At 64.7% G+C, this 23,261-nt stretch carries 26 protein-coding genes, 1 tRNA gene and 1 pseudogene; 11 read left to right on the plus strand and 17 right to left on the minus strand.

The features are described from left to right. Positions 1–107: 107 nt before the first annotated feature. A tRNA-Met gene (locus tag ABAC460_RS30975) sits at positions 108–184 on the plus strand. 166 nt (positions 185–350) lie between these two features. On the opposite strand, the gene ABAC460_RS30980 is transcribed toward ABAC460_RS30975, so the two are convergent. From ABAC460_RS30980 to ABAC460_RS31000, 5 genes are all read right to left on the minus strand, one after another. Next, positions 351–2,996 (minus strand): beta-mannosidase, encoded by a 2,646-nt coding sequence (locus tag ABAC460_RS30980; RefSeq protein WP_023452510.1) that lies wholly within the window; start codon positions 2,994–2,996, stop codon positions 351–353. Positions 2,997–3,072: 76 nt separating this feature from the next. Beyond that, a complete protein-coding gene (locus ABAC460_RS30985) occupies positions 3,073–4,281 on the minus strand; it encodes an MFS transporter (protein WP_023452511.1) in 1,209 nt (402 codons plus the stop codon). 61 nt (positions 4,282–4,342) lie between these two features. Beyond that, on the minus strand, positions 4,343–5,119 hold the full coding sequence (locus ABAC460_RS30990; RefSeq protein ID WP_023452512.1) for a tetratricopeptide repeat protein: 777 nt from the start codon (positions 5,117–5,119) through the stop codon (positions 4,343–4,345). Between the two features lie 75 nt (positions 5,120–5,194). Next, a complete protein-coding gene (locus tag ABAC460_RS30995) occupies positions 5,195–6,559 on the minus strand; it encodes a GGDEF domain-containing protein (RefSeq protein WP_081716464.1) in 1,365 nt (454 codons plus the stop codon). A gap of 73 nt (positions 6,560–6,632) precedes the next feature. Then, a complete protein-coding gene (locus ABAC460_RS31000; RefSeq protein WP_023452514.1) occupies positions 6,633–7,112 on the minus strand; it encodes an Lrp/AsnC family transcriptional regulator in 480 nt (159 codons plus the stop codon). 85 nt (positions 7,113–7,197) lie between these two features. Between ABAC460_RS31000 and ABAC460_RS31005 the strand changes: the two genes are divergently transcribed. Then, positions 7,198–8,109 (plus strand): EamA family transporter, encoded by a 912-nt coding sequence (locus ABAC460_RS31005; RefSeq protein ID WP_081716469.1) that lies wholly within the window; start codon positions 7,198–7,200, stop codon positions 8,107–8,109. Between the two features lie 4 nt (positions 8,110–8,113). Here the strand turns inward: ABAC460_RS31005 and ABAC460_RS31010 are convergent, their stop codons facing one another. The 3 genes and pseudogenes from ABAC460_RS31010 to ABAC460_RS51175 all read right to left on the minus strand — a co-directional run. Beyond that, positions 8,114–8,530 carry a DUF2752 domain-containing protein gene (locus ABAC460_RS31010; protein WP_023452516.1) on the minus strand — a complete coding sequence of 139 codons (417 nt, stop codon included), beginning with the start codon at positions 8,528–8,530 and terminating at the stop codon, positions 8,114–8,116. A gap of 5 nt (positions 8,531–8,535) precedes the next feature. Next, positions 8,536–8,853 carry a CD225/dispanin family protein gene (locus tag ABAC460_RS31015; protein WP_023452517.1) on the minus strand — a complete coding sequence of 106 codons (318 nt, stop codon included), beginning with the start codon at positions 8,851–8,853 and terminating at the stop codon, positions 8,536–8,538. 3 nt (positions 8,854–8,856) lie between these two features. Next, positions 8,857–8,922, minus strand: a pseudogene (locus ABAC460_RS51175) (zinc-ribbon domain-containing protein); the annotation flags it as partial. A gap of 304 nt (positions 8,923–9,226) precedes the next feature. Between ABAC460_RS51175 and ABAC460_RS31020 the strand changes: the two are divergent. Beyond that, positions 9,227–9,652 (plus strand): HD domain-containing protein, encoded by a 426-nt coding sequence (locus ABAC460_RS31020; RefSeq protein WP_023452518.1) that lies wholly within the window; start codon positions 9,227–9,229, stop codon positions 9,650–9,652. On the opposite strand, the gene ABAC460_RS31025 is transcribed toward ABAC460_RS31020, so the two are convergent. Then, positions 9,647–10,333 carry a DNA alkylation repair protein gene (locus ABAC460_RS31025; RefSeq protein ID WP_023452519.1) on the minus strand — a complete coding sequence of 229 codons (687 nt, stop codon included), beginning with the start codon at positions 10,331–10,333 and terminating at the stop codon, positions 9,647–9,649. The two genes, ABAC460_RS31020 and ABAC460_RS31025, sit on opposite strands and share 6 nt — an antisense overlap. Positions 10,334–10,456: 123 nt before the next feature. Here ABAC460_RS31025 and ABAC460_RS31030 point away from each other — a divergent pair, with 123 nt between their 5' ends. Continuing rightward, positions 10,457–11,230 (plus strand): hypothetical protein, encoded by a 774-nt coding sequence (locus tag ABAC460_RS31030; RefSeq protein WP_023452520.1) that lies wholly within the window; start codon positions 10,457–10,459, stop codon positions 11,228–11,230. Here ABAC460_RS31030 and ABAC460_RS48175 read toward each other — a convergent pair. The 4 genes from ABAC460_RS48175 to ABAC460_RS50355 form a co-directional block, all read right to left on the minus strand. Continuing rightward, complete coding sequence (locus ABAC460_RS48175) at positions 11,220–12,737, minus strand: DUF885 family protein (RefSeq protein ID WP_023452521.1); 1,518 nt, start codon at positions 12,735–12,737, stop codon at positions 11,220–11,222. The genes ABAC460_RS31030 and ABAC460_RS48175 overlap by 11 nt on opposite strands. 10 nt (positions 12,738–12,747) lie before the next feature. Further along, a complete protein-coding gene (locus ABAC460_RS31040) occupies positions 12,748–13,509 on the minus strand; it encodes a glucose 1-dehydrogenase (RefSeq protein WP_023452522.1) in 762 nt (253 codons plus the stop codon). A gap of 83 nt (positions 13,510–13,592) precedes the next feature. After that, positions 13,593–14,081 carry a hypothetical protein gene (locus tag ABAC460_RS31045; RefSeq protein ID WP_023452523.1) on the minus strand — a complete coding sequence of 163 codons (489 nt, stop codon included), beginning with the start codon at positions 14,079–14,081 and terminating at the stop codon, positions 13,593–13,595. An 86-nt stretch (positions 14,082–14,167) separates the two neighbouring features. Further along, complete coding sequence (locus ABAC460_RS50355) at positions 14,168–14,566, minus strand: hypothetical protein (protein ID WP_023452524.1); 399 nt, start codon at positions 14,564–14,566, stop codon at positions 14,168–14,170. Positions 14,567–14,682: 116 nt separating this feature from the next. Between ABAC460_RS50355 and ABAC460_RS31055 the strand changes: the two genes are divergently transcribed. Both ABAC460_RS31055 and ABAC460_RS31060 read left to right on the plus strand, forming a co-directional pair. Then, a complete protein-coding gene (locus tag ABAC460_RS31055) occupies positions 14,683–14,985 on the plus strand; it encodes a YciI-like protein (RefSeq protein WP_023452525.1) in 303 nt (100 codons plus the stop codon). Positions 14,986–15,110: 125 nt separating this feature from the next. Beyond that, positions 15,111–15,581, plus strand: a complete 471-nt coding sequence (locus ABAC460_RS31060; RefSeq protein WP_023452526.1) for a hypothetical protein — start codon at positions 15,111–15,113, stop codon at positions 15,579–15,581. On the opposite strand, the gene ABAC460_RS31065 is transcribed toward ABAC460_RS31060, so the two are convergent. Continuing rightward, positions 15,578–16,543 carry a YybH family protein gene (locus tag ABAC460_RS31065; RefSeq protein ID WP_023452527.1) on the minus strand — a complete coding sequence of 322 codons (966 nt, stop codon included), beginning with the start codon at positions 16,541–16,543 and terminating at the stop codon, positions 15,578–15,580. The two genes, ABAC460_RS31060 and ABAC460_RS31065, sit on opposite strands and share 4 nt — an antisense overlap. A 151-nt stretch (positions 16,544–16,694) precedes the next feature. On the opposite strand from ABAC460_RS31065, the gene ABAC460_RS31070 reads away from it, so the two are divergent. Genes ABAC460_RS31070 through ABAC460_RS0124290 form a run of 3 tightly spaced genes read left to right on the plus strand, consistent with a single transcriptional unit; the run spans position 16,695 to position 19,229 of the window. Then, positions 16,695–17,756: a sensor histidine kinase gene (locus tag ABAC460_RS31070; RefSeq protein WP_023452528.1), complete on the plus strand. Its 1,062-nt coding sequence runs from the start codon at positions 16,695–16,697 to the stop codon at positions 17,754–17,756. Then, entirely contained in the window at positions 17,741–18,469 is a 729-nt protein-coding gene (locus ABAC460_RS31075) for a LytR/AlgR family response regulator transcription factor (RefSeq protein ID WP_023452529.1), read from the plus strand. Before ABAC460_RS31070 ends, ABAC460_RS31075 begins: the two co-directional genes overlap by 16 nt. 49 nt (positions 18,470–18,518) lie before the next feature. Continuing rightward, a complete protein-coding gene (locus ABAC460_RS0124290) occupies positions 18,519–19,229 on the plus strand; it encodes a peptidylprolyl isomerase (RefSeq protein ID WP_081716467.1) in 711 nt (236 codons plus the stop codon). Positions 19,230–19,231: 2 nt separating this feature from the next. Here the strand turns inward: ABAC460_RS0124290 and ABAC460_RS31080 are convergent, their stop codons facing one another. Together ABAC460_RS31080 and ABAC460_RS31085 are read right to left on the minus strand one after the other, a co-directional pair. After that, positions 19,232–19,684 (minus strand): response regulator, encoded by a 453-nt coding sequence (locus ABAC460_RS31080; RefSeq protein ID WP_023452531.1) that lies wholly within the window; start codon positions 19,682–19,684, stop codon positions 19,232–19,234. 65 nt (positions 19,685–19,749) lie between these two features. Beyond that, positions 19,750–20,652 (minus strand): hypothetical protein, encoded by a 903-nt coding sequence (locus ABAC460_RS31085; protein ID WP_023452532.1) that lies wholly within the window; start codon positions 20,650–20,652, stop codon positions 19,750–19,752. A gap of 210 nt (positions 20,653–20,862) precedes the next feature. On the opposite strand from ABAC460_RS31085, the gene ABAC460_RS31090 reads away from it, so the two are divergent. Both ABAC460_RS31090 and ABAC460_RS31095 read left to right on the plus strand, forming a co-directional pair. Then, positions 20,863–22,008: a Gfo/Idh/MocA family protein gene (locus tag ABAC460_RS31090; protein ID WP_023452533.1), complete on the plus strand. Its 1,146-nt coding sequence runs from the start codon at positions 20,863–20,865 to the stop codon at positions 22,006–22,008. Next, positions 22,005–22,916 (plus strand): VOC family protein, encoded by a 912-nt coding sequence (locus ABAC460_RS31095; RefSeq protein ID WP_023452534.1) that lies wholly within the window; start codon positions 22,005–22,007, stop codon positions 22,914–22,916. The genes ABAC460_RS31090 and ABAC460_RS31095 overlap by 4 nt, the downstream gene beginning before the upstream one ends. Here ABAC460_RS31095 and ABAC460_RS31100 read toward each other — a convergent pair. Next, a complete protein-coding gene (locus tag ABAC460_RS31100) occupies positions 22,913–23,254 on the minus strand; it encodes an MmcQ/YjbR family DNA-binding protein (protein WP_023452535.1) in 342 nt (113 codons plus the stop codon). The genes ABAC460_RS31095 and ABAC460_RS31100 overlap by 4 nt on opposite strands. Positions 23,255–23,261: the final 7 nt, after the last annotated feature.

A 23,261-nucleotide genomic window follows, 5' to 3' on the forward strand; every position in this document is an offset into this window, starting at 1 on the left:
CTGTGGTGTGCAGGGTGCAAATTCCTGCGCGGGAGGGCTTGAACCCGTGGGGCTTATTGGCTATACGCGGTCCCCTTCGTACGGGCGTTCAACGCAGCACGACAGATGGTTGGGTAGCTCAGATGGTTAGAGCGGTGGATTCATAACCCACAGGTCGGCGGTTCGATCCCGCCTCCAACCACCAATTTCTGCGAAATTGGATTCTTAGTTGGCGCTCAGAGGCTTCGCCTCTTGGCGGCGCGCAGCCTGCGCTCCCGCTTGGTCGCTAGGTCGCTTCGCTCCATTCTTTGTTTGGCGCTCAGAGGCTTCATCGCCAAACGCTACGGAGGTGGTACGCGCGACTAGGCCGATCAGCCCCTCACCTGAGCCATGTCCATAAGCCGCAGATGCTGCTCCAGTTGCGCCGCCGACATCCGCGCCGCCGGCTTGAACCGCACCACCTTCGTTTCGCCCGGCAGGACGTCGAAATAGTTGTCGTCGAACCGGCCGTCGCCTTCGTCCAGGCTGAGGTACAGGTTCTTGATCAGGCTGCCCGCCGTCACCGCCACCGCCAGTTCGTCGCCTACGGCCTTGACCTGGGTCACATATTCGGGCGCGGGCAGGACCAGGTCCTTGACCGGCTTGAAGTACAGGATGTTCTGCGACAGTAACTGCCCCTCCTGCATGAGACGGACGTGCAGCAGGGCCGCTTCCGGCGCCACGCCGTTCAGCAAGGCTCCCACCGCCTCCGAGGCGACCTCCGCGCTGGTATTGGCCTTCAGGGTGATGACGTCGTTGCGTTCGAACACGATCCCGCCGACGAAATCCAGCACCTGCAGCGACAGGACCGCCTTCGTGTCCGTCAGCCGGTCGCTGACGGCCGTGACCGTCACCGTGTCGCCGTCCAGGCGCGGCGCCACCAGGACCGGCGTAAAGGCATGGCGGGCAAAGTACTGTTGGGCCTTCCAGCGGCCGTAATAGTCGATGCTGCTCCACGAGGCGACCGGCCAGCAGTCGTTGATCTGCCAGAACAGCGAGCCCATGCAGAACGGCATGCGGCTGCGGTGGGCCTCCATGGCGACCTTGATGCCCTCGGCCTGGAGGACCTGGCCGACATAGAGGAACTGGCGGAAGTCGGAGGGCACGCGATAGTCGCGTTCCATGTAGTTCTTGATCGTGCCGTTGCCGATCGAGGAGCGCTGGTGGGCCTTCATGACCTCCGAGAAGATATCGTGGTCGCCGGGTTCGGTATAGGCTTGAACCGTTTTGAATTCCGGGAAGGACTGGAAGCCGTATTCGCTCATGAAACGGCCGATAACTGTGCGGTATTCGGCAAAGGGCTTCTGGCCCCACCAGACATCCCAGTAGTGCAGGTCGCCCGACTGCACCTTGGCCAGGTGGTCGGCATGTTTCACCTTGTTCCCGCCCTCCCAGGCGGCCAGGGGCGAGGACGGCCAGTAGAAGGTCTGCGGGTCGTGGGCCGAGACCGCCGCCGGCAGGATGTCGTGGAAGATGGCGTTATAGGCGGTCGTCAGGCGGTCGCGCTGGGCTTCGCTCAGGGGCTGTTTCCAGCCCCAGCCGCCGTTGGGCACATCGGCCTGCCAGGCGCTGTCGATCTCGTTATTGCCGGACCACAGGGCGATACAGGCATGGTTGCGCAGGCGGCGGATGTTCTGGACGGCTTCCTGGCGGACATTGTCGAGGAAGGCTTCGTCACCCGGCAGCATAGAACAGGCAAACATGAAATCCTGCCAGACCAGGATGCCGTTGCGGTCGCAGAGATCGTAGAAATAGTCGTCTTCATAGACGCCGCCGCCCCACACCCGCAGCATGTTCATGTGCGTATCGACGGCCGAGGCGACCACCTTGTCATAGACGTCGTGCGTCACGCGCGGCAGGAAGCTGTCATTGGGAATATAGTTGGCGCCCTTCATGAACACCGGCACGCCGTTGAGCTCGAAATAGAAGCTGGCGCCGGCGGCGTCGGGTGTCTGGATGACCTTGATAGTGCGCAGGCCCGTCTTGACCTTGCGCGTGTCGGCGCCGCCGGCAGCGGTCAGGCGGCCTTTCAGGCTGTAGAGGAAGGCTTCGCCCAGGCCGTTGGTCCACCACAGTTTCGGTTTGGCGATGGTGAAGGGGACCGAAATCGTGTTCAGGCCGGGCTTGAGGGTGGTTTCGGTCTTGGCCGCGATGGTCTTGTCGCCGGCGCTGGAGACGTCGAGCACGGCCGTCGTTTCACGCGTGGCGGTGACTTCGAAGACGGCGGTCAACTGCGCGGCGTCGGGCGTGAGACTGTCCTGGACGATGCGCAGGTCGTCGATGCGCGCCGTGCTCCAGGCGCGGACGGTGACCGGACGCCAGATGCCCGAGGTGACGAAGCGCGGGCCCCAGTCCCAGCCGTAGTGGTAACCGGCCTTGCGGGTGAACAGGCCGACCTTCTTGTCGCCAAGCCCCCCGGTTTCGCTCTGGTCGTTGGGCGAAGGCACCGCGAAACCGAAGGCGTCCAGCGCCGCCAGGCCCTTCGCGATCGGGGAGTGGAAATAGACGCGAAGGCTGTTGGCGCCGGGACGGGCGTGCGGCTTGATGTCGACCGTCCATTCGCGGAACATGTTGTCGGCGCTCAGCACCTTGACGTCGTTGACATAGACGTCGGCGTAGGTGTCGAGACCGGCGAAATGCAGCTCGACATGGTCGTGGCTGAGGGTCTTGGCGTCCAGGGTCAGGGTGGTGCGGTATTCCCAGTCCTTCTTGTCGATCCATTGCTGGTCACGTTCGTTGACGCGATAGAAGGGATCGGCGATCTTGCCGTTGCTCAGCAGGTCGGTATGGACCGTGCCGGGCACGGTCGCCTTCAGCCAGTCGGTACCGTCGGCCTGGCGGAACTCCCAGGTCAGGGCGGGCGCGGCGTCGGCTTTCGGTTTGGCGCCGGCTATGGCGGGCGCGGCCGCCGCGGCCCCGGCAGCGGCAGCGGCAGCACTGGCGGCAATCAGCAGATGACGGCGATGGAGATGGGGCATGACGCACTCCCTATTTATTTTTTCAAATTTCTTTATTGTTTATAGGGCGGGGCGGATTTTTCAAGTCTGAAAAACCTCACCCGGCCACGGGCACGGTTTTGCCCTTCGCAAAGGGCCGGAACATCAGAGCCATCAGCACGGCCAGCATACCTACCATAGCCGAACCCGTATAGAGCCAGCTATAGCTGCCCAGCCGGTCGTAGATCAACCCGCCGACCACCGGCCCGCTGGCCATCCCCAGACTTCCGGCCATGGTGGTGGCGCCGATGATCGTCCCCAGCATTTTCAGCGGGAAGTTCTCGCGGATCAGCACGGCATATAGTGGCATGGTACCGGCATAGATGAAGCCGAATACGGCGGCGACGGCATAGAAGGCGATCAGGTCGCGCACGAAGACATAACACAGCACGCCGACCGACTGGGCCAGCAGGCCCGCGACCAGCACGCGTTTGGCGCCGAAGCGGTCGCCCATGAAGCCGAAGGCGACCCGCCCGCCCATGCCAGCCAGGCCCTCGACGCTGTAGATCGATACCGCCAGGATCATCGGAATGCCGCAGGTCACGGCATAGCTGACCGTATGGAACAGCGGACCGGAATGGGTGGCGCAGCAGAAGAAATTGGTCAGGACCAGGACGATGAACTGCGGCGTCCGCACCGCCTGGGCCACCGTCATGCCGGGTTGCGCGTCATCAGACGGCATGGCGGCCTGACCTGCCAGGGCGGGCGGTCGGCGGACCAGGAAGGTGGCCGGGATCATCACCACCGCCGCAATGCCGGCGATGATCAGCATGGCGGTGCGCCAGTCATAGACGGTCACCAGCCAGGCGGCCAGGGGCGACATGGTCATCGGCGCCATGCCCATGCCGGCCGAGACCAGCGAAACGGCCAGGCCGCGCCCGGTCTCGAACCAGCCGGTAACGCAGGCCATCATCGGCGCGAAAATGGCCGCCGCGCCGGCGCCGATCAGCAGGCCGAACACAAGCTGGAACAGGAGCAGCGACCTTACCTGGCTGGCCATGACCAGCGCCGCCACGATCAGAACCGATCCGCCCAGCACCACCGGCCGCGGCCCGATGCGGTCGGACAGGCTGCCCCAGAACAGGCTGCCGACCGACATGGCCAGAAAGCCGAAGGTCATGGCGCTGGAAATGCCGGTGACCGACCATCCGGTGGCCCTGGCGATCGGCTGCAGGAAGACCGGCAGGGCGAACATGCAGCCGACGGCGATGCAGCCCAGCAGGCCGCCCGCCACGACGATGATCCAGCGATAGGGAACTTGGCTCATGACAGACCTCCTGTCGAGGATAGAGCCTGACAGAAAAACCCGAAAGAGTCAGTACGCCGGTTTAGGGCGTGGCACGCGCCCGGGCGCGCAGCTCGGCCGCCTTTTGCGCGTCGGCGGTAACCCCCTGGCCGGACTCATACCTGTCGGCCAGCATATCAAGTGCCGCCGGCAGCCCCAGGTCGGCAGCCCTGGTCAGCCAGTACAGATCCATGACCGGGTCCATGGGCACGCCTTCACCGAATTCATAGGCGGCGCTGAGCTCGTACATGGCCTGGGCGTCGCCGGCATCGGCGGCCTGACGCATGAGTTCGACGGCTTTGACATCGTCCTCCTCGACACCGCTGCCATAGGCATAGTTCCAGGCGATTTGAAGCGTCGTGAAGCCGCCGGCCTGTTCGACGGCGGCATAGTGCTGCGCCGCCTTGATCGGATTGACGGCGGTCCCCTTGCCGGCGGAATAGAGGTTACCCAGCGCCCAGTGTGCCAGTTTGATATTGTGGCCGGCGGCCTTCTCATAGGCCTGGAGCGCATTCTCGTAGCTCTTGTCGAGGTACTGTCCGCTCAGATACTCGTTGCCGAGATAGAGATAGAGCTCCGGCCTGGTTTCCGCCGCGCGCAGGATCCAGGTGACGCCCTGGGCCTGATCGCGCTGAATGCCATGCCCGGAAATCAACAGGCGTCCGACCTCTTCCATGGCGGCGACGTCGCCGGCAACAGCCCGCTCACGCGCCAGGCTGAGTTGCTCCGCCTTGCCTTCGCGCCAGGTGGGTTGCTGGGCGTACCCCATGGCGGGCGCCAGGGCCAAAAGCCCCACGACGATGACAAACACTGCGCGCATAAGATGGCCTCCCGACACCCTTGGTCGATCGGCAGGATCAGGCCATAGCCGGCGAAACGCTACTTACAAATGGCGTTAGGCGGCTTTCGACATGGCCGGGCGGTGGGTGCGCACGCAGTTGCGCCCGCCCGCCTTGGCGGCATACAGCGCCACATCGGCCAGTTCCACCAGGTCGGCCAGGTTGGGCGCTTCGGTGTTCGACCAGTGAATGCCGAAGCTGGCTGTTACCTGGCCAGGCTTTACCTGGTTTGATTGGCCGAAGTCGAAGTTTTCGATGCAGTCGCGGATCTTTTCGGCGACGCGCTGCGAACCCCTGCGGTCGATATCGGCGCAGACCACGATGAACTCCTCGCCGCCCCACCGCGCCACCATGTCGACGACGCGGACATTGCGGCTGATCACGGTGGCGATATCCGACAGCACCCGGTCGCCATAGCTGTGGCCGAAGGTGTCGTTCAGTTTCTTGAAGTGGTCGATGTCGATCAGGATAACGCCCAGCGACACCGGTCCGCGCCTTTGCCGGACCACGTCGTCGAAACGTTCGGTCAGGCCGCGGCGGTTGAGGATGCCGGTCAGGTGATCGTGGCGCGCCGCTTCGCGCGCCTCGCTCAGGTTCAGAGCGGCCAGGACCTTGCGTTCGTGGTCGGCGCGGCGCAGGTTGCTGACGCGGTAGCCCAGATAGAGCACGATCATGATCGCCCAGATGCCGAGGATCAGCGAGTAGAACTGTGCTTCGCTGAGGATGGTGGTGCGGATTTCGATGTCGCGGACCTCGAATTCATGGTGGCCCAAAGGCGCTTCGGTACCGGTCTCAACGATCAGCGAGGTGATGTTGTCGAAAGCGACGCGGCCGAATTCCGGCGCCAGCTTGTGCTTGCGCATCCACCAGTCGGCGACGCCGAAGTCGGCGGCGATGAACTCGGTCCGTTGCAGCACACCCGGCGTGGTGTCGGCCTCGACGCGGAGATATTTCGGCGACTCATCATCGGCGCGCACGCTGTAACGCTTGTCGAAATTCTTCATGTGGAGGCGGAACGAGGTCGACTCACCGCGATACATCATGGTGATGGCGACCGAGCGCATATGGCTCAGGTTCAGGCCGTGGCTGCCCTTGTTGGCGTCGGTGAACAGCTCGTAGCCGCAATAGGGATAGGGATGGCCGGCGCGCAGGTCACAGGTCCAGGTCAGCGGTGCCGTGACATCGATCGTCGACTTGCCGCCGGCATCGCTGTCGACGAACAGGACGCGGCCGCTCTGGGCCGTGCTGGCCGGGGTGAAGTGCTGGGTGCGTTCCAGCAGCCTGTCCTTACCCACGACAGCAGCGGCCGTCAGCAGCAGCAGGACCAGCAGCGCCAGTTCGAACTTGGCATGGGCGAGCAGGCCCAGACCCGGCACCGTGAAACCTTTTCCTTTGTGTGAGCCCTCAGTACGCAAGGCCATCCAACCCTATCTTCAGGTTATTACTTCCGGGCAGGATGGCACAGAAACCTGAGAAAGCCGTGAAGGCACAGGGTTAACGCAGGTCTTCGCGCGACGGATCGAAGCCGACCACCTCGCGGATGACGATCATGGTACGGAAGTTACGGATGCCGCGTTCGGAGGCCAGTTCACGCTGGGTGAAGACCTCATAGGCCGCCATGGTCGGCACGGCCACGGTCAACAAAAAGTCCGTCTCGCCCGTCACGTCCCAGGCGCCGCGCACCTCCCTGGCCGCCGCCATGGCGCGCTTGAAGGCGTCGGTCACAGCTCTCTCCTGGCTGCGCATGATGACCAGGACATGGATCAGAATGTGCGGTTCGATCCGCGCCGGATCAACGATGGCGATGTCGCGGACAATCACGCCTTCGGCGCGCAGCCGCCGCAATCGGCGCAGCACCGCAGATTCCGACAGACCCACCGCCTCAGCCGTCGTCCGCGCCGCTTCCAGCGTGTTGCGCCGGACCCGCTCAAGTATGCGGCGGTCGAAATCGTCCAGCGCGACCAAATCCGTCATATTATTCTCAATAATGCTGTTTTCCGGCACAGATGTGACGGAAATCGCCGGGAAACGCAATCGCGAAACGTCTATGTTGCAGCGCATGATGACCCGTTTCGCCTCCCCCCGCCTCACCGCCCTGTCGCATTCCGCCGCCCCCTACCTGGCCCTGCTGGCTGGTATGGTCGCGCTGGCCTGCGGCACCTCGTTCGCCAAGAGCCTCTTCCCGGTGCTGGGCGCTGAAGGCACGTCGGCCATGCGGGTCGGCCTGGCCGCCCTGATCCTGCTGGCAATCTGGCGGCCGTGGCGGTTCGGTTTCAGCCGCCGCGACCTGACCGCCATGGTGCTGTACGGCGTGGTCACCGGCGGCATGAACCTCATGTTCTACATGTCGCTGCGAACCATTCCGCTGGGCCTGGCCCTGGCCATCGAATTTACCGGTCCCCTGACCCTGGCCTTGGTCCATGCGCGCCGGCCCATCCACTTTGTGTGGGTCGGGTGTGCCGTGGCCGGCCTGGTTATGCTGCTGCCGATCGGGCGCGGCGCCATCCAGCTCGACCCGGTCGGCGTGCTGCTGGCGGGGATGGCAGGCGTGTGTTGGGCGCTGTACATTGTCTTCGGCAAGCGCATGTCGCACCTGCCGGCCGGACCATCGGTGGCCATCGGCATGACCACGGCGGCCCTGGTCATCCTGCCGTTCGGCGTGGCGCGGGCGGGGCTCGAGCTGTTCAATCCGGCCCTGCTACTGGCCGGACTGGCGGTAGCTGTCTTTTCCAGCGCCCTGCCCTATTCGCTGGAAATGATCGCCCTGCGCCGGCTGCCCGAGCGGACCTTCGGCGTGCTGACCAGCGGCGAGCCGGCAGTCGGCGCCCTGGCCGGGCTGCTGTTCCTCAGCGAGCAATTGAGTGGGCTGCAGTGGCTGGCCATCGCCGCGATCGTGGTTGCGGCCTCGGGCTCCATCGCCACCGCCGGTTTCGGTGACCGGGCAGCCGTTACACCGGCGCCGGCGGAGTAGACCGTCAGCAACCGCCCGGCGCCAATTGGCAGAAGGGGGCCGCGGGAAGGTTGCGCAGAACCGTGTAGACCGTCACGACGACGAGGAGGGCGATCACCAGCCTATAGCCGTGCACCGCCATGACACGGCGTACGGCGGCAGGCGGCGGCAGTTCCAGGGCCGACAAGATCATCGCCGGCACCAGAAAGGGCAGGATGACGAAGCCCAGGGGGTTCTGGCGGAAGGCCGTCCACGGCTGGGCGTGGGCCAGGTAATAGAGCATGCGCGTGCTGCCGCAGCCGGGGCAATAGAGGCCCGTCAACGCATGCACCGGACAGGGCGGGAAAAATCCCGAACTGCCCGGTGTCCAGATGGAGACGGCGACGAACCCCGCAAGCAGGACGGCCAGGCCGCCCAGGCTCACGGCGCGTTCGACCGTCATAGGGATCAGTTGCCGCTGGCCGCGCCGGCCAGGATCCCCAACATCATCAGCAGGATGTAGAGGACGATACAGACAATTCCGGCCACGACCGACCCGATGACCCAGTTCTTGGCCGTGTTCGACGCCTGCATGGCGCCTTTGTAGTCGCCCCGGGTCTTGTAATTGTTGACATTGGCCGACATGACGATTGCCACAATGCCCAGCGGCAGGCAGCAGAACAGGGTCGACAGGATCGACCACACCAGATAGGTCGGCACGTTATGGATGTCCGGATGGCCGCTGCCGCCGCTGACGGTCGGACCGCCCGTTCCAAACGCCGACAAAGGCCCTCCGCATGAAGCGCAGAACTGTGCGCTGTCTTCATTCTGCGCACCACATTTTGGACAATACACTGCACCCTCCGATCAGTTGATAGCCTGGTTGGCTTGCTGGGCAGTTCCACCGTCCGCATCAAGGATCAATCCCTCCTCGATCGTGCCGGCCTTGCCCCCCGATTTGGCCCCCGGCCTGGTTCCTGAGTCAGGTGCCTGGGTCCGATTCACATAGGACGACAATGTCAGCACGAGTCAAGTCTCGGCGCAACTTCGACACGTCCGCCATTGCCTCTTTTCCCCCGCCTGCGCTTCGTGTAGTCAGACCCAACCCGGACATGAACTACACCTGACATGGGGTCAGGTCATCTGAAGGTCAGATACTATGAGCACAATCGATACAGCCATCGCCCTGGCGGCGAAGGTTCACGCCGGCCAGGTAGACAAGGCCGGCCAGCCCTACATCCTCCACCCGCTGCGCCTGATGCTGCGGATGACCGCCACGGAAGAGAAAATCGTCGCCGTCCTGCACGACGTCGTCGAAGACGGCGGGATCACGTTCGACGACCTGCGGGCCATGGGCTTCGCGGAAGCGGTCATCGCCGGCGTCGACGGCATGACCCGACGAACGGAGGAGAACTACCAGGACTTCATCGTCCGCGCCGCGGGCCATCCCCTGGCGCGCGCGGTCAAGATTCAGGATATCCGCGACAATATGGACCTGACGCGGCTGAACTCGGTCAGCGACAAGGACCTGGAGCGGGTGGCGAAATATCACCGCTCGCTGCGTTATCTCGAAGCGGCGTCATAGACATTGCGCCCGGACCTCGTCCGGCAGCAACTTCGACGCTTCGCGCAAAGTCGGGCGCGGCAAAACCTCGCGATGTCTTTGCAGAAACGCCATCAAGGCTTCCGGCGAAGTCTTGCCGGCTTCGCGGGTCCATGACGCCACCGCCTTCTGGATATATGTGTCTGGATCACCGGCCAGCAGAGCGGCGACCCGAAAAGTCCAGTCCGCATCCTTACGGCGCAGGAAGGCCCAGGTCGCCACGATCGCTGTTCGCCGGCGATGCGGATCGGGCGATCGCGCCAGGTCCAGCAGCAGGCCGCGATCACGGTTCAGCAGATATTCCCCGACCACCCACGGCGCGGCGCGGTCGACCAGGTCCCAGTTGTTGATCCGGTCATGGCGGCGCAGATACAGATCGAACAGCGCCTTGCGCCCGTCGTCGCCCATCTTCTTTTCCCGCGCCTGGAAATCCATCACCGCCATGGCAGCCATGCGGACCTCATAGCGCGCATCGTCCAGCAGAGCTTCGACCTGGTCCAGCGGCAGCCCCGCGAACCCTTTGGCGACCGGGAAGATCGCACCGATCGACACGCCCATCACACGCGTGTCCGGATCGCCACCGGCATAGAAGCGCGCGACCTGCGGAATGACCTTCGGGTCGGCCAGGGCTTCCAGTGCGGCGATGAGTTCGGCGGCGGTCATCCGCGAAGATTATGCCAACCCGGCCGACGCGGCAACGGACTCAAGATGATGCGGCTACGGTCAAAACCTTGGCGGCCATCTGCTGACCATGCTAAGCTTGTGGTGCTTTTCAGGGGGGACATCATGAAATTTCCAGCGCTGGCGTTTGGCCTGCTTCTAAGCCTCCCGGCCACATCGGCCGGCGCCGTCGAGCCACCATCTTCGATGGAAAGACTGACCATGGCGCCCGCCCAGGCCAGGGCCCAGGCGGATGCCGACCTGCAATCGCTTCTGACCCCGCCCAGCCGCTTCGTGAAGCAGGGACGCCGCTTTCGTGAGGCCGGTTTCCGGATCCAGCCCTTCGGCACCGGCTTGAAAGGCGTCTGCCGCCAGGACGGCCTCAAACTCCTCTATGCACCGGTCAAGCGTGGCGACGCCAACGGCGATTTCGGACAGAAGCCGTACACGGCCGAGATGGTCACCCGATATCATGTCAGCCACCCGGAGCAACCCACGCAGGTGCAGGCAGGTGATGAACCTCTGTGGGATCCGCATTGCCGCGGCCTCGATCCTGACGCCGCCGGCTGGTTCACGGCCGCCACTGCGGATCAGGCCGCGCAAGGCCTGCGCACGCTTTACCTGGCAGTCGCTGAGGTTCAGGCCGGCCGCCTTCCGCCGTCCGGTTGTGACAATCTGTCGGGTATGGCGATGACCTGCCGGGACACCGTGGCCACCTATGCCGTCCCGGCGCAGGTGACCTATGTCGTGACCTGTCCGGCGCCGGACGGTAGGCTGTGCTATCGGATCGAGGTGGGCGCAAATATCCAACTGACCATTACCGCCCAAGGCGACAAAACGACGCTGGAACCCGGCCCCGTCCTGTCGATGGGCATCGAACAGATCATCATCATGAATTAACGCTCAGCGCCGCCGCGAACCCGTCCGGCGATACCGGGCCATACGCCATGGCGGCGCGGTGGAAGGTCTTGAGATCGAAGCCGGAGACCTTCGCCGCCACCGCCCGCCGTTCGAGGAAGCTCAGGGTCGACAGGCCCTGGGCGGCATTGGCGCCGGGCGTCAGGCACATGCGGTCGATATCCTCGTCGATGGTGATGAAGTAGATCGGCCCGCCCTGCAACCGGGTCAGGGTCCTTACCGCTTCCTCGCGCGACCAGTCCTCGGTGTGCAGCCCGATATCGGCGACGATCCGCGCCGTGCGGAAGGCCTGCCAGTGCAGGAAGCCGATGCGCGCCTCCGGCCACAGCTCCAGGGCGCCGATCTCGGCCGCCACGGTTTCGGCATAGATCGGCCAGCCCTCGCCCCAGGCCGAGGCGCCATAGCGCCCCTGCAGCGCCGAGGCCGGCGCCGGCCTCACCGCCGGCGGCAGCATATGGCCGGGATAGAGCTCATGATGCACCACACTGGGCAGGGTCCACACCGGACGGTCGCGGGTGCGGCGCTGATCGATGATGTAGCTGGTGCCGCTACGCTTGCCCTGGACGCCGGCCAGTTCGTCGGCCGGCGACATGCGTTCGACCTGCGAGTCCGGGATGTCGACCGGATCGAAGGCGTCCGGCAGGCGTTCGAGCACGTCGTCCAGCATCCGGTTCATGTCGGCAACCATCTTGCTGCGGCCTGTGTCGGACTGGGGATAGAGGTAGCGCGGATCACGGGCGAAGCGTTGCAGCCGTTCGTGCGCCGGGCCGGATTTCAGCCCCTGACGTTTCAAAAGCTCGTCCAGCTCGTCCCAAATGGCGTCCAGCCTTTGCCGCGCCAGCTTCATGCCCGCCTTGGGATCGACGGGGCTCGACAGGGCCAGGCCCAACTGCGCAGTGTAGTAGTCTTTGCCCCCTGGCAACTGCCCGACACCCGGCCGATCGCCGGCCACAGCCAATTGCGCCGTCAGGGCGACGATCTGGCTTTCCAGCGCCGCCTGGACCTCGCCTTCGGCTTTGAACTGCGCCGTCTCGACCGCCGTCAGGGCACGCTTGAGCAGGAAATCGGGCTGGAGGATGCCGTTGGCGGTGTCGGCGGCGATGCGTGCCGTCTCATTGTCGATCTCGGCGGCCGAAGCCTTACCTGCGGTGACCTGAGTGTGCTGGCCGGAGCGGTAGGTGACCGGATAGACACTACCGCCGTCGCCATAGGCGAAGTCGGCCAGGCGGACCTCGCTGCGGGCACCGTGAATCACGCTGGCCAAAACGACACCGGTGTCACCGGCGGGCGTCTGTGCCATCGCCGTTTCCAGAGCGGTCAGCCGCGCGCGCGCTGCCTGGCGCCTTTCCTGGACGGATTCGACGCCGGCTGAGTTGGTGGGATCCTTTGCCAGGGCTTCCAGGTCCGGTGCCACGGCGGCGCGGGCAGTACCCGCCACCGCCAGGGCGGCAGCACCGGTCAGAACGGTTCGGCGATCAACGGGGCTCATCATGGAGTCTCTATACCACCGACGTCAGGCCGCCATCGATATAGATGATCTGGCCGTTGACAAAATCCGAGGCCGGCGACGCCAGGAAGACGGCGGCGCCGTGCAGGTCCTCCATCCTGCCCCACCGGCCGGCCGGTGTGCGTTTGCGCAGCCATTCGTCGAACACCGGATCCTCGTACAGGGCCTTGTTCAGCGGCGTGGCGTAATAGCCCGGACCGATGGCGTTGATCTGCAGGCCGTATTTCGCCCAGTCGGCGCACATGCCCCGTGTCAGGGTCAGCACGGCCCCCTTGGAGGCGGTGTAGGGCGCGATGGTCTGGCGGGCCAGGTGGGCATTGACGCTGGCGATATTGATGATCTTGCCGTGGCCGCGTTCGATCATGTGCCGGGCCACGGCCTGGCTGACATAGAAGACGCTGTCGAGATTGGCGCGCATGACCTCGTGCCAGGTTTCCACCGGAAACTCCTCCAGCGGCCGGCGGCGCTGGATGCCGGCATTGTTGACCACGATGTCGATGGCCGTGCCGTGGCTTTCCAGGTGGTCGATGGCGGTCCTGACCGCGTCGGCGTCGGTGACGTCGAAGGCCGACAGGACGACGTCGGCGCCGTGGCCGCGCAGGGTCGCGGCGGCGGCTTCCAGACGGGCCTCGGTGCGGCCGTTGAGGATGATCCGCGCCCCGGCATTGGCCAGGGCGGTGGCGATGGCCAGACCGATCCCCTGGCCTGAGCCGGTAATCAGGGCCGTGCGCCCGGAAAGGTCGAACAAGGCCATGGTGGTATCTCCTCCTGTTGTGCAGGTTGTCTTTCCTGGCAAGCCTACCCGATTCGCCGCGCGATGCCGCAAAAGGATGCGGTCTACTCCGACGCCACCGGCACCGCCTGCCCGCGCCGGGCATCCTGCCGGGCCTGACGCGCGGCGATGGTGCCGATCAGCAGGGCCAGAAGACCACCCCAGCCGAGCGCCGTAACCAATGACAGATAGATCCGGTTGCTCAGCCCCAGGTCCAGCAGCACCACACAGTGCAGACCAATGCTGACCACCTGGCACAGTATGGCCCATTTTGACCAGGGGTGCGGGGATTTCCAGGCAACGACGCATAGCCCTTGCAGGATCAGCGTGTCGGTGACCAGCATGTACAGGGCCGTATAGTTGCTGGAGATATATTTGGCCAGGTAAGGCAGATCGCTGTCCAGCGAGATCAGGCCGAAGCCGAGCGTCAGGGCATAGGCGGCGACATAGATGACCGCGCCGAAACGTTCGCGCCAGCTTCCGGCGATCAGGGCGTAACCGCAAATGACCAGCAGGGCCACGGCGCTGAGCTGCGTGATCCAGGATTGCAACATACCGGTCCGTCCCCTGATGCCCGACGATTCGATGCAGGCCGATAAAACAGGGAAAGGACCGGCATGGCAAGCCGACCGCCGTTATTTCAGGCGCCCGCCGTACCGGACGGGGCGTCAAGTCGCGAATTGGTCACACCGCCGCCGCCTCCACCGCCACCGCCACCACCGCCACCACCTTCCGGCTCCTTGTCGTAGGGGTGGACACCGGCCACCGGTTCCAGACGGAACTGTTTCTGAAGCCGGGTCAGCTCGCGATGGGCGTCGGCCATATGCGCCTGGGCGTCCTGAAGCGCCTGCATCGCCTTGATGGTGCTGTCATTGACCTTTGTACCGACCATGGTCGACATGCGGATCGTCCGGCGCGAGGTGATGCAGGTTTCAAGCAAGGTGGCGGCCTCGGTCAAAGCGCTGTCAATGGCCTCTTCGGTAATGTGGAGCTGGCTCGTCACCGTGCCGGTGACGTTAAGACGTGTCTCTCTGGACATACGGTATTCCTTATGGCTTTACACAAAAGTCCCGGAACGCTGGACCGTGGGCCAAGTGTTGCCAGCGAAATAATTGCAAACCGTGAAAATACACTCTTAACGTGATCTTAACCACAATGAAACACTTCCTGCTATTCTACGATTTCGTCGACGACTATCTGGAACGCCGGGCCGAGTTCCGCGGCGTACACCTGAACCTGGCCTGGGCGGCGGCCGATCGCGGCGAACTGGTGCTGGGCGGGGCGCTGGCCGGCCCGGCCGATGGCGGGGTTCTGCTGTTCCTGGGGGCCGATGCGTCGGTCGCCGAAAGCTTCGCGCAAGCCGATCCTTATGTGGTGAACGGCCTGGTCAAGAGCTGGAAGGTCCGCGAGTGGAGCACAGTGGTCGGCGACGGTGCCGCCACGCCGGTGCGGCCCTGACTGGGTTTTTATCGCGGGACTCGTCTTTTTGATCGGGACCGGACACAAACGCGCTTTTGTCCCACCGAAACCTTACGCGACAGAATTTATCATGCGTCTCACCTTGTTTCACGTGAGTGACTGCCATGATGTCCGCTTCTCAAACCTGGACCGATCAGGTCGATTTCCGTCCCGCTCCGTATGCGCCAGATCCGTTGCGCCACCTGATGAAGGCCAGCCTGATCACCGGGGGCATAAGCCTGGCCCTGGGCTTCTTCATCATCGGTGGCAAGCTGGCCAGCCTGCCCGATATCGATCCTATGGCCGATCCGGGCCTGGTCGTCGACTATGCCGCCCAGCCGCCGGCCGACCGCGGGCTTCTGGCGGTGAACCCGGACATGCCGGCCGATGCCCGCTATGCCCTGGCCAGCATGCCCGCGCCTGCAGTCCGGGTACGCCAGGTGAAGGCCGAGGTCTACATCCCCGACATGCCGGAAATGCCGGCCTATACCGCCGGCGATATCGCCGCGCCGGAGGTGGTGGCGGTGGCCATGCCGGAACCGGTCAAGGTCGAAAGCGGCCCGCGTCCGTACTACTCCCTGGCCAGAGGCGACTAACCGCGATAGTCGTGCGTGCCGATCTCGCGCAGCATCTTCAGCCCGCCATCGGCTTCGCGCCGCCATAGCCTTATGCCGCCACCGGTGACCGTGCCGCCGGCCGTCCCGGCCCGCCAGTCGACGTGGAAGCGAAAGTATTCCAGTACATAACCGTTTCCCAGGTCCTCAAACCCTTCGTTCCACACCTCGACCTTGTCGAAGGTCGCGCCTCGGCCGTTGTTAACGTATTCGGTCAGGAACGGCCGGATTTCCGCCATACCGGTTTTCGCCGCCATGCTGTGCGGCATGATCACCGCATCGTCGGTATAGAAGCTCAGGCGCTTTTCGAGATCGTGCTCACGCACACCTTCCGCATTGCCGGCGTTCAGGGCCGCCAGTTCGCGGCTGAGAACTGAGTCCGCCATCGCGGGCGCTTGCGCCTCCGGCATGGCGACAAAAAAATCTTCCGGTTTTTTCAGAGGCGCCGTCCAGTTGCGGACATCGGACTTCAGACGCAACGATCCATCCGGTTCGCGTCCCCAGACATGGAGATACTTGCCCTCGGCGGCATCCGTCTCCCAGGCGATCGAAAAGCCGCCGAATTCCATCACGGTGTCGCCGAAGTCGAAGACCTCACGGACCACCGGTTTATAGGCGGTCACCCGGCGGCGTTTCGTCACCTCTTTCTGCCACGTCCGGATCTGATCCTTGCCGATCAGGCGCGGCTGGCCGTCGGGCAGGCTGCGGGCATCGTCACGGTACAGTTCCAGTATACGCGAAGTGTCATTGGCCGTCATGGCTCGGGCCAGTTCGCCGTGGGCGCGGAGCACCGCGCCGCCGGACGGGTGCGCCCCTTCCCAAGACGTGTTGGGAGGCATCAGGACGCGAAGGGACGCCCCGTCCGGCAACGCTTCACCCGAAAAGGACATGGCCGGATATGCGGCCCACACACACAAAGCTCCGATCAGGCCGCGCCGGTTCATGCCCTTGTCCTCCGGGGTTGCGCAACGAACCTGACCTGACGTAAGCCCTTAGGCCAGCCGGTTTTCGCCGGACGGGAGGCGGTTACCGCCGAACGGGATGGGCCGGAGCGGTCCAATATGCTAATAGATACAGATACAACGGGGAGCCAGGATGCAGGAGACCAAGACGCGGCCGCTTTTGCGCGCCGCCACTATTTTCGGCATCTGGATGATCGTCGCCGCGCTGACCGCCGGCCAGTGGTACGTGTATGACCTGACCTATGGCTCGCTCAAGCCCTGGCACCACTATGTCGGCCCGGCCATTCTCGCCAATGTCCTCTGGTCCTGCCTGACCCCCGGCGTCGTCTTCATCGCCGGCCGCATCACCTTCGACCCGCGCCGCAAGGTCCGCTTCGTCCTGACCCATTTCGCCATCGGCCTGCTGGTCAGCGTCTGCCACAGCCTGATCTTTGTCCCCCTGCTGGGGCTGCTGGTCGGCAACTGGCAGAACATGCTGTGGCAAAAGCTGGCCGGCAGCCTGCAGGTCAATGTGCTGATCTATGCCGTGATGGTGGCCATCGTCACCGCCGGCCGCGCCTTGCGCCACCTGGGTGACCGCGAACTGCAGTCCGCCCAGCTCGAAACCCAACTGGCCGAGGCCGAAACCGCCTCCCTGCGCGCCCAGCTCCAGCCGCACTTCCTCTTCAACGCGCTCAACGCCATCTCGGCCCTGGTGCGCAGCGAGCCGGTCAAGGCCGAGCGCATGATCGCCCGGCTGGGCGAATTGCTGCGGCTGTCGATCGACGGCCATCGCGGCCAGGAAAGCAGCCTCGGCGACGAGCTCGACTTCACCGAGGCCTACCTGGCCATCGAAGAAGCGCGGCTGGGCGACCGGCTGACCGTGATCCGCAACATCGCCCCCGAAGCCCTGACCGCCACTGTGCCGTCCCTGCTGCTCCAGCCCCTGGTCGAAAACGCCATCCGCCACGGCATCGCCGGCCTGCCGCAAGGTGGCACAGTGACCATTACGGCCGCCATAACGGACGCCTGCCTGCATATCACCGTGTCCGATGACGGCGCCGGCGCCGCTTCGGTGACCGAAGGCGTCGGCATGGCCAATACCCGACGGCGGTTGACACGCCTCTATGGCGAACGCCAGTCGCTGACCATCGACACGGCGCCCGGCCAGGGCTTCCGCGTCAAGGTCAAGGTGCCGTTATGTACCGCACCCTGATCGTCGACGACGAGCCCCTGGCGCGATTGCGCCTGCGCACTCTTCTGGAACCGGAAGCCGATTTCGACCTGATCGGCGAGGCCCATCACGGCGAAATGGCGGTGGCCATGATCGAGGCCCAGCGGCCGGACGTGGTCTTCCTGGATGTCCAGATGCCGGCCATGACCGGGTTCGAGGTCATCGAGGCCATCGGCTTCCGCGCCATGCCGACCACGGTTTTCTGCACCGCCTATGACGAATTCGCCGTCAAGGCGTTTGAGGTCCAGGCCCTGGACTACCTGCTGAAACCGTTCGACGATATCCGCTTCGGCCAGGTGCTGGAACGGGTGCGCAAGGCCCAGCCCCAGGCCAAACGCCTGCAACAGGTGATGGAGATCATCCAGCCTCCGCCCCGGCTGATCGCCCGCTCGCGCGGCGTCGTCCGCATCATCGGCTATGACGATATCGACTGGGTGGCGGCGGCCGGCGACTATGCCGAGGTCCATACCGGCGGCCGCGCCTGGCTGGTCAACGATTCCATTACCGCCTTGACGGCCCGCCTGCCGGAGGCGGACTTCGCCCGCATCCATCGCGCCGCCATCGTGCGGCTGGACCGCATCGCCGAGATCCGCCCCGGCAGCCATGGCGACGGCGTGGTGCGATTGACGACCGGCAGCGAACTCCGGTTCAGCCGGCGCTACCGCGTAGCACTGGACGCCTGGCTCGTGCGTTGACAGCCGGGCCCGGGCAGGCCAAGTTACGGCACCCAATTGCGAGATCAGTATGAGACGTCATTTCCTCATCGGTTCCCTGGCCGCCACGGCGGCGACCCTGGTGGGTTGCGAAAAACCGCAACCGCCGGCGCCACCGCCTCCCCCGCCCGCACCGCCGCCTACCCCGCCTGAGGCTTCGGCCTCGGCGTCAGTCGACCCGGAGCGGATCGACTGGATGGCCAAGATCACGCCGGACAATATTCCGGCGACGTCACGGGTCAGCGTCAAGACCGACAAGGGCACCTTCATCCTGGAACTGAACGGCAAGGCGGCACCGATCACGGTCGCCAACTTCCTGCGCTATGTCGAGTCGGGCAAGCTGACGGGCGCCGACTTCTGGCGCTCGGCCAACTACAACGGCACCGGCTTCGTCCAGTGTTCCATGAGCGGCACACCGTTTCCGGCGATCCCGCACGAGCCCACCAGCAAGACGGGCCTGTCGCACACCGACGGCGCCATTTCGATGTCGCGCTTCGAGCCCGGTACGGCGCGGGCGGATTTCGTCATCTGCTGCGGCGACCAGACATCGATGGACGCCGGCCGCGAAGGTTCGAACGACAAGCTGGGCTATGCCGTTTTCGGCCGCGTGGTGAAAGGGATGTCTGTGGTTCGCGCCATCCTGAACGGGCGGATCAGCAAGGCGAAAGCGAAGCCCGGCCAATGGGACGGCCAGATGCTGGCCAACCCGGTGATCGTCACCGAAGGCAAGCTGGTCGGCTAAATTTACTCTTCGCTGAACAGCAGGTCGGCGATCGCGTCCATCAGAACCGCCGGGGTAAACGGCTTGGCGACGTGGCCGTCCATGCCGGCGCGGCCACACTGGGCGACTTCGGCCTTTGAGGCGTTCGCCGTCAGGGCCAGGATCGGCACATTGGCGCAGGGGCCTTCGGACAGGCGGATGCGACGTGTGGCTTCGAAACCGCTCATCACCGGCATGTTCATGTCCATCAGGATGATGTCGAATTCCTGGGTTTCCGCCATGGCCAGGGCCTGGGCGCCGTCGATCACCGTCGTCAGAACGACCTTTTCACGCGAGAGCAGGATGGTCAGCAGGTCGCGAACCATCTCGACGTCTTCGGCGACCAGAACGCGCAATCCCGCCAACGACGGACGGTGACGCTGGCGGGCCTGGCGCTTCGCCAGATCGTTTTGGCCTAAGGAATTCGGATTGGTCATCGAGGTACCACGAACAGATTAGGTTCGCAGCCTACCCCAAAATGGTTACATAGTGGTTTGCGAGTTCAACTGTCACGATCACGTTCGCGGCGCGCCTGTTCCTGGCGCTTCCAGAACTGCCAGTCGCGTTTGTGCTGCTGAGCGACCGCGACGCGCGGCGGCGGCCCCTGATAGTCGCGTTCACGCCATTGACGATACGCCCAAGAGGCCTGCTGACGGCGTTCGCGCTCGGCCCCCAGTTCGCGCCGGTGCTGCGCATCCTGGCGATCCTGATAGGCGCGCCAGGCGGCGACACGCTGACGATCCTGCACCCAGGCCTGACGGTCCTGCTCGATGCGCTGCTGGCGGCGGGCCCAGTTGGCGGCGGCAATCTGCTCGCGGTCGTCGCGCTTCGCCGCCTGTCTCAGCGCGCGGGCGCGGCTGTAATAGCGGCTGGCCCAGTCGGCGCGGCGCTCGGCTTCGTAATAGTCCAAAACCCGGCCGCTGCGGTCGAAGACATTGACCAGCCGGCCGTCGTCATAGGCGTAGGCAAAGTCACGGTCCCGGACCAGGTAAGGATCGTCCTGACCCGGTTCGTAGAAATAGTAGCGCTCACCGTAGGCGGTCGGCTCGACCATGCGCCAGGCGTCACCGGCGGTGCGCCACACCCAGGGCTGGACACCGCCATAGTCGAAGCCATAGTCGGGCGGGGCGTCGCCAAAGGCTTCGTCCATTTCATAGGCGTCCTCGACATAGCGATAGACCGGCTGGGACGGCGCGGCGTGGGTCACGGTCACGCGCTTCTGCGCTGTCGGAAGAGCCTCGACGGCCGGCGCCAGGGTCACGGACGCGGCTTCACCGGCGACGATCGGGGTGAAAGGCACCTCCGCCATCCGGGCGGAGTCGTCGCGACAGGCGGACACGCTGGTCACCGCCAGGGCGGCAAGGGTCAGCGCCGCGGCGGATCGGTAGAATCTATGGGCGGGCATTGGCGCACCTCCTTTGGCGCCTGTCCTCAGACGCCGCTGCAGTGAACCCCGTAAACAACCCGGATCAGGTCCCGAAACGCCATAAGACCACAATCACGATGAACCGGGCATGAAGCGAAAGGTCATAAAGACCTGACCTCGCACATGATTGGTTTGACCTCTCTCGTTATCGGCATTAACCTTTGCCAAAAAACAGAGAGAGGATACCCAATGATCGACCGCCGCCGCTTTTTGCTGGCCGCCGGGAGCCTGCCCCTGCTCGGTTCCGCCGCGAACGCTGCCACACCGCAGGCCGCCGGCCAGCCCCTGCTGGGCAACCCGAAACTGCCCCAGCCGGACAAGACTACGCGCTGGGCCATTGTCGGCCTCGGGACCTTCGCCACCGGCCAGATGATGCCGGCCTTCCGCAGCGCGTCCAACAGCCGCGTTACCGCGCTGGTTTCGGGCAATCCGCAGAAGGCGCGCGATCTCGGCGCCGCCTACGGCGTCTCCAAATTCTATGACTACGGCAATTTCGACACCATCGCCGCCAATAAGGACATCGACTGCGTCTACATCGCCCTGCCGCCGGGCCTGCACGCCGAATACACCATCCGCGCCCTGAAGGCCGGCAAGCATGTGCTGTGCGAAAAGCCCATGGCCTCGACGGTGGCCGAATGCGAGGCCATGATCGCCGCCGCGAAGGCCGCCGGCAAGCAGTTGGGTGTCGCCTATCGCTGCCATTTCGAGCCCAACAATGCCGACGCCGTCCGCCGCCTGCAGGCCGGCGAGATCGGCAAGCTGCGCCATGTCTCGGGCGATGCCGGCTTCGATCTGACGCCACAGCAGTGGCCGCCGCACAAGTGGCGCGCCGAACAGGCCCTGGCCGGCGGCGGCTCGATGTACGACATCGGCATCTACGCCCTGAACGCCGCCCTGTGGGCCGCCGGCGAGGATCCGGTATCGGTGACCGCCGTCTATTCCTACCCCAAGGACGATCCGCGTTTCGCCGAGGTCGAGGGCGGGGTCGAATGGCGCCTGCGTTTCGCCTCTGGCATCAGCGCCCAGGGCTCGTCCTCCTACTGCTACACCTACAGCAGCCGCCACCAGTTGTTCGGTAGCGAAGGCAATATCCTGCTGTCGCCGTCGATGGACTACGGCAATATCCCGATGACCCTGACGAAGAACTTCGTGTCGTCCAGCCCGCGCGCCGGCAGTGCCTCCAGCCAGTTCGCCAATCAGATCGAAGCCTTCTCCGAAGCCGTCCTGGCCAACCGCCCCCACGCCACCGGCGGCGAGATGGGGCTGCGCGACGTGAAGATCATCCAGGCCATGTACCAGAGCGCCGCCAATAACGGCGCCGAGGTGAAGCTATGAGGGCGCTTCTGGCGCTGGCCCTGCTGGCCGCCACGCCCGTCATGGCCGAGCCCACACGCCCGCCGATCACCGGGGTGTCGCATATCGCCGTCTATGCCGATGACCTCGCCAAGACCAACACCTTCTACACCCGCGACCTGGGCGGGGTGAAAAAGCCCGACGCCGAGAACCCGGCGGGGGCGCGCTACCACTTCGCGCCGGCCCAGTTCGTCGAGGTCCTGCCGCTACCCGCCGGCGAAGGCATCAACCGGCTGGACCATGTCGCCTTCGTGACCACAGACGCCGAAGCTTTACGCGCCTATCTGGCCTTCAAGAAGGTCACCGTGCCGGCCAAGGTCAGTACGGGCACGGACGGCAGCCTGTATTTCTCGGTCACCGATCCGGAAGGCAATGTCGTCGAGTTCGTCCAGCCGCCCAAGGCCCTGCCCGACATCCCGGTCAATCCGCTGTCGCACCGCATGATGCATGTCGGCTTCATCATCCATAACCGGGCGAAGCAGGACACGTTTTACCGCGATATCCTGGAGTTCAAGCCCTACTGGGCCGGCGGTTTCCAGGAGGATGTCCACACCTGGATCTCGATCCAGGTGCCGGAAGGCCGCGACTGGCTGGAATATATGCTGGTCAGCGGGCCGGAGACCGAAGGCATTCCGCCGAACATGAGCCAGAAGATCGCCGGCATCCTCAACCACTTCGCTTTGGGCGTACCCGATGTCCGCGACAGCTACACCCTGTTGTGGAACGAGAACCGGCTGACCGGCCAGGAGGAGCTGCCCAAGATCGGTCGCGACGCCAAGTGGCAGTTGAACCTGTTCGACCCCGACGGCACCCGCGCCGAGGTGATGGAGTTCAAGGCCATCGGGAAGCCGTGCTGTTCGCCGTTCACAGCCGAGGATCCGGAGCCCTAGACGGGTGCCAGTCCGGCCTGGACCTTTTTCGACAAAGCCGCCCGGATCAGCCGGTAGGACGCCAGGACCCTCTCGCGGATTTCATCTTCGGGCAGGTCCCACGACAGGTTGACCCATGACCGGTGCATATAGGCGGCCTTGCGCGCCGCCCCGGCCTCGATCAGCATCTCGGCGGTTTCGACGTCGGGCGTCTTGACCGAGACGCCCTCGGAGATGGCCCCCATGACGGCGAACATCTTGCCGCCGACCTTCCAGCAGTCGTGACCGCCGCCCCACGGGTCGGAGTTTTCCGCCCCCGGCAGGGCGCCACAGATGGCATTGACGGTTTCACGTGACATGACGGGA

The sequence above is a fragment of the Asticcacaulis sp. AC460 genome (assembly GCF_000495795.1).
Lineage (GTDB): Bacteria > Pseudomonadota > Alphaproteobacteria > Caulobacterales > Caulobacteraceae > Asticcacaulis.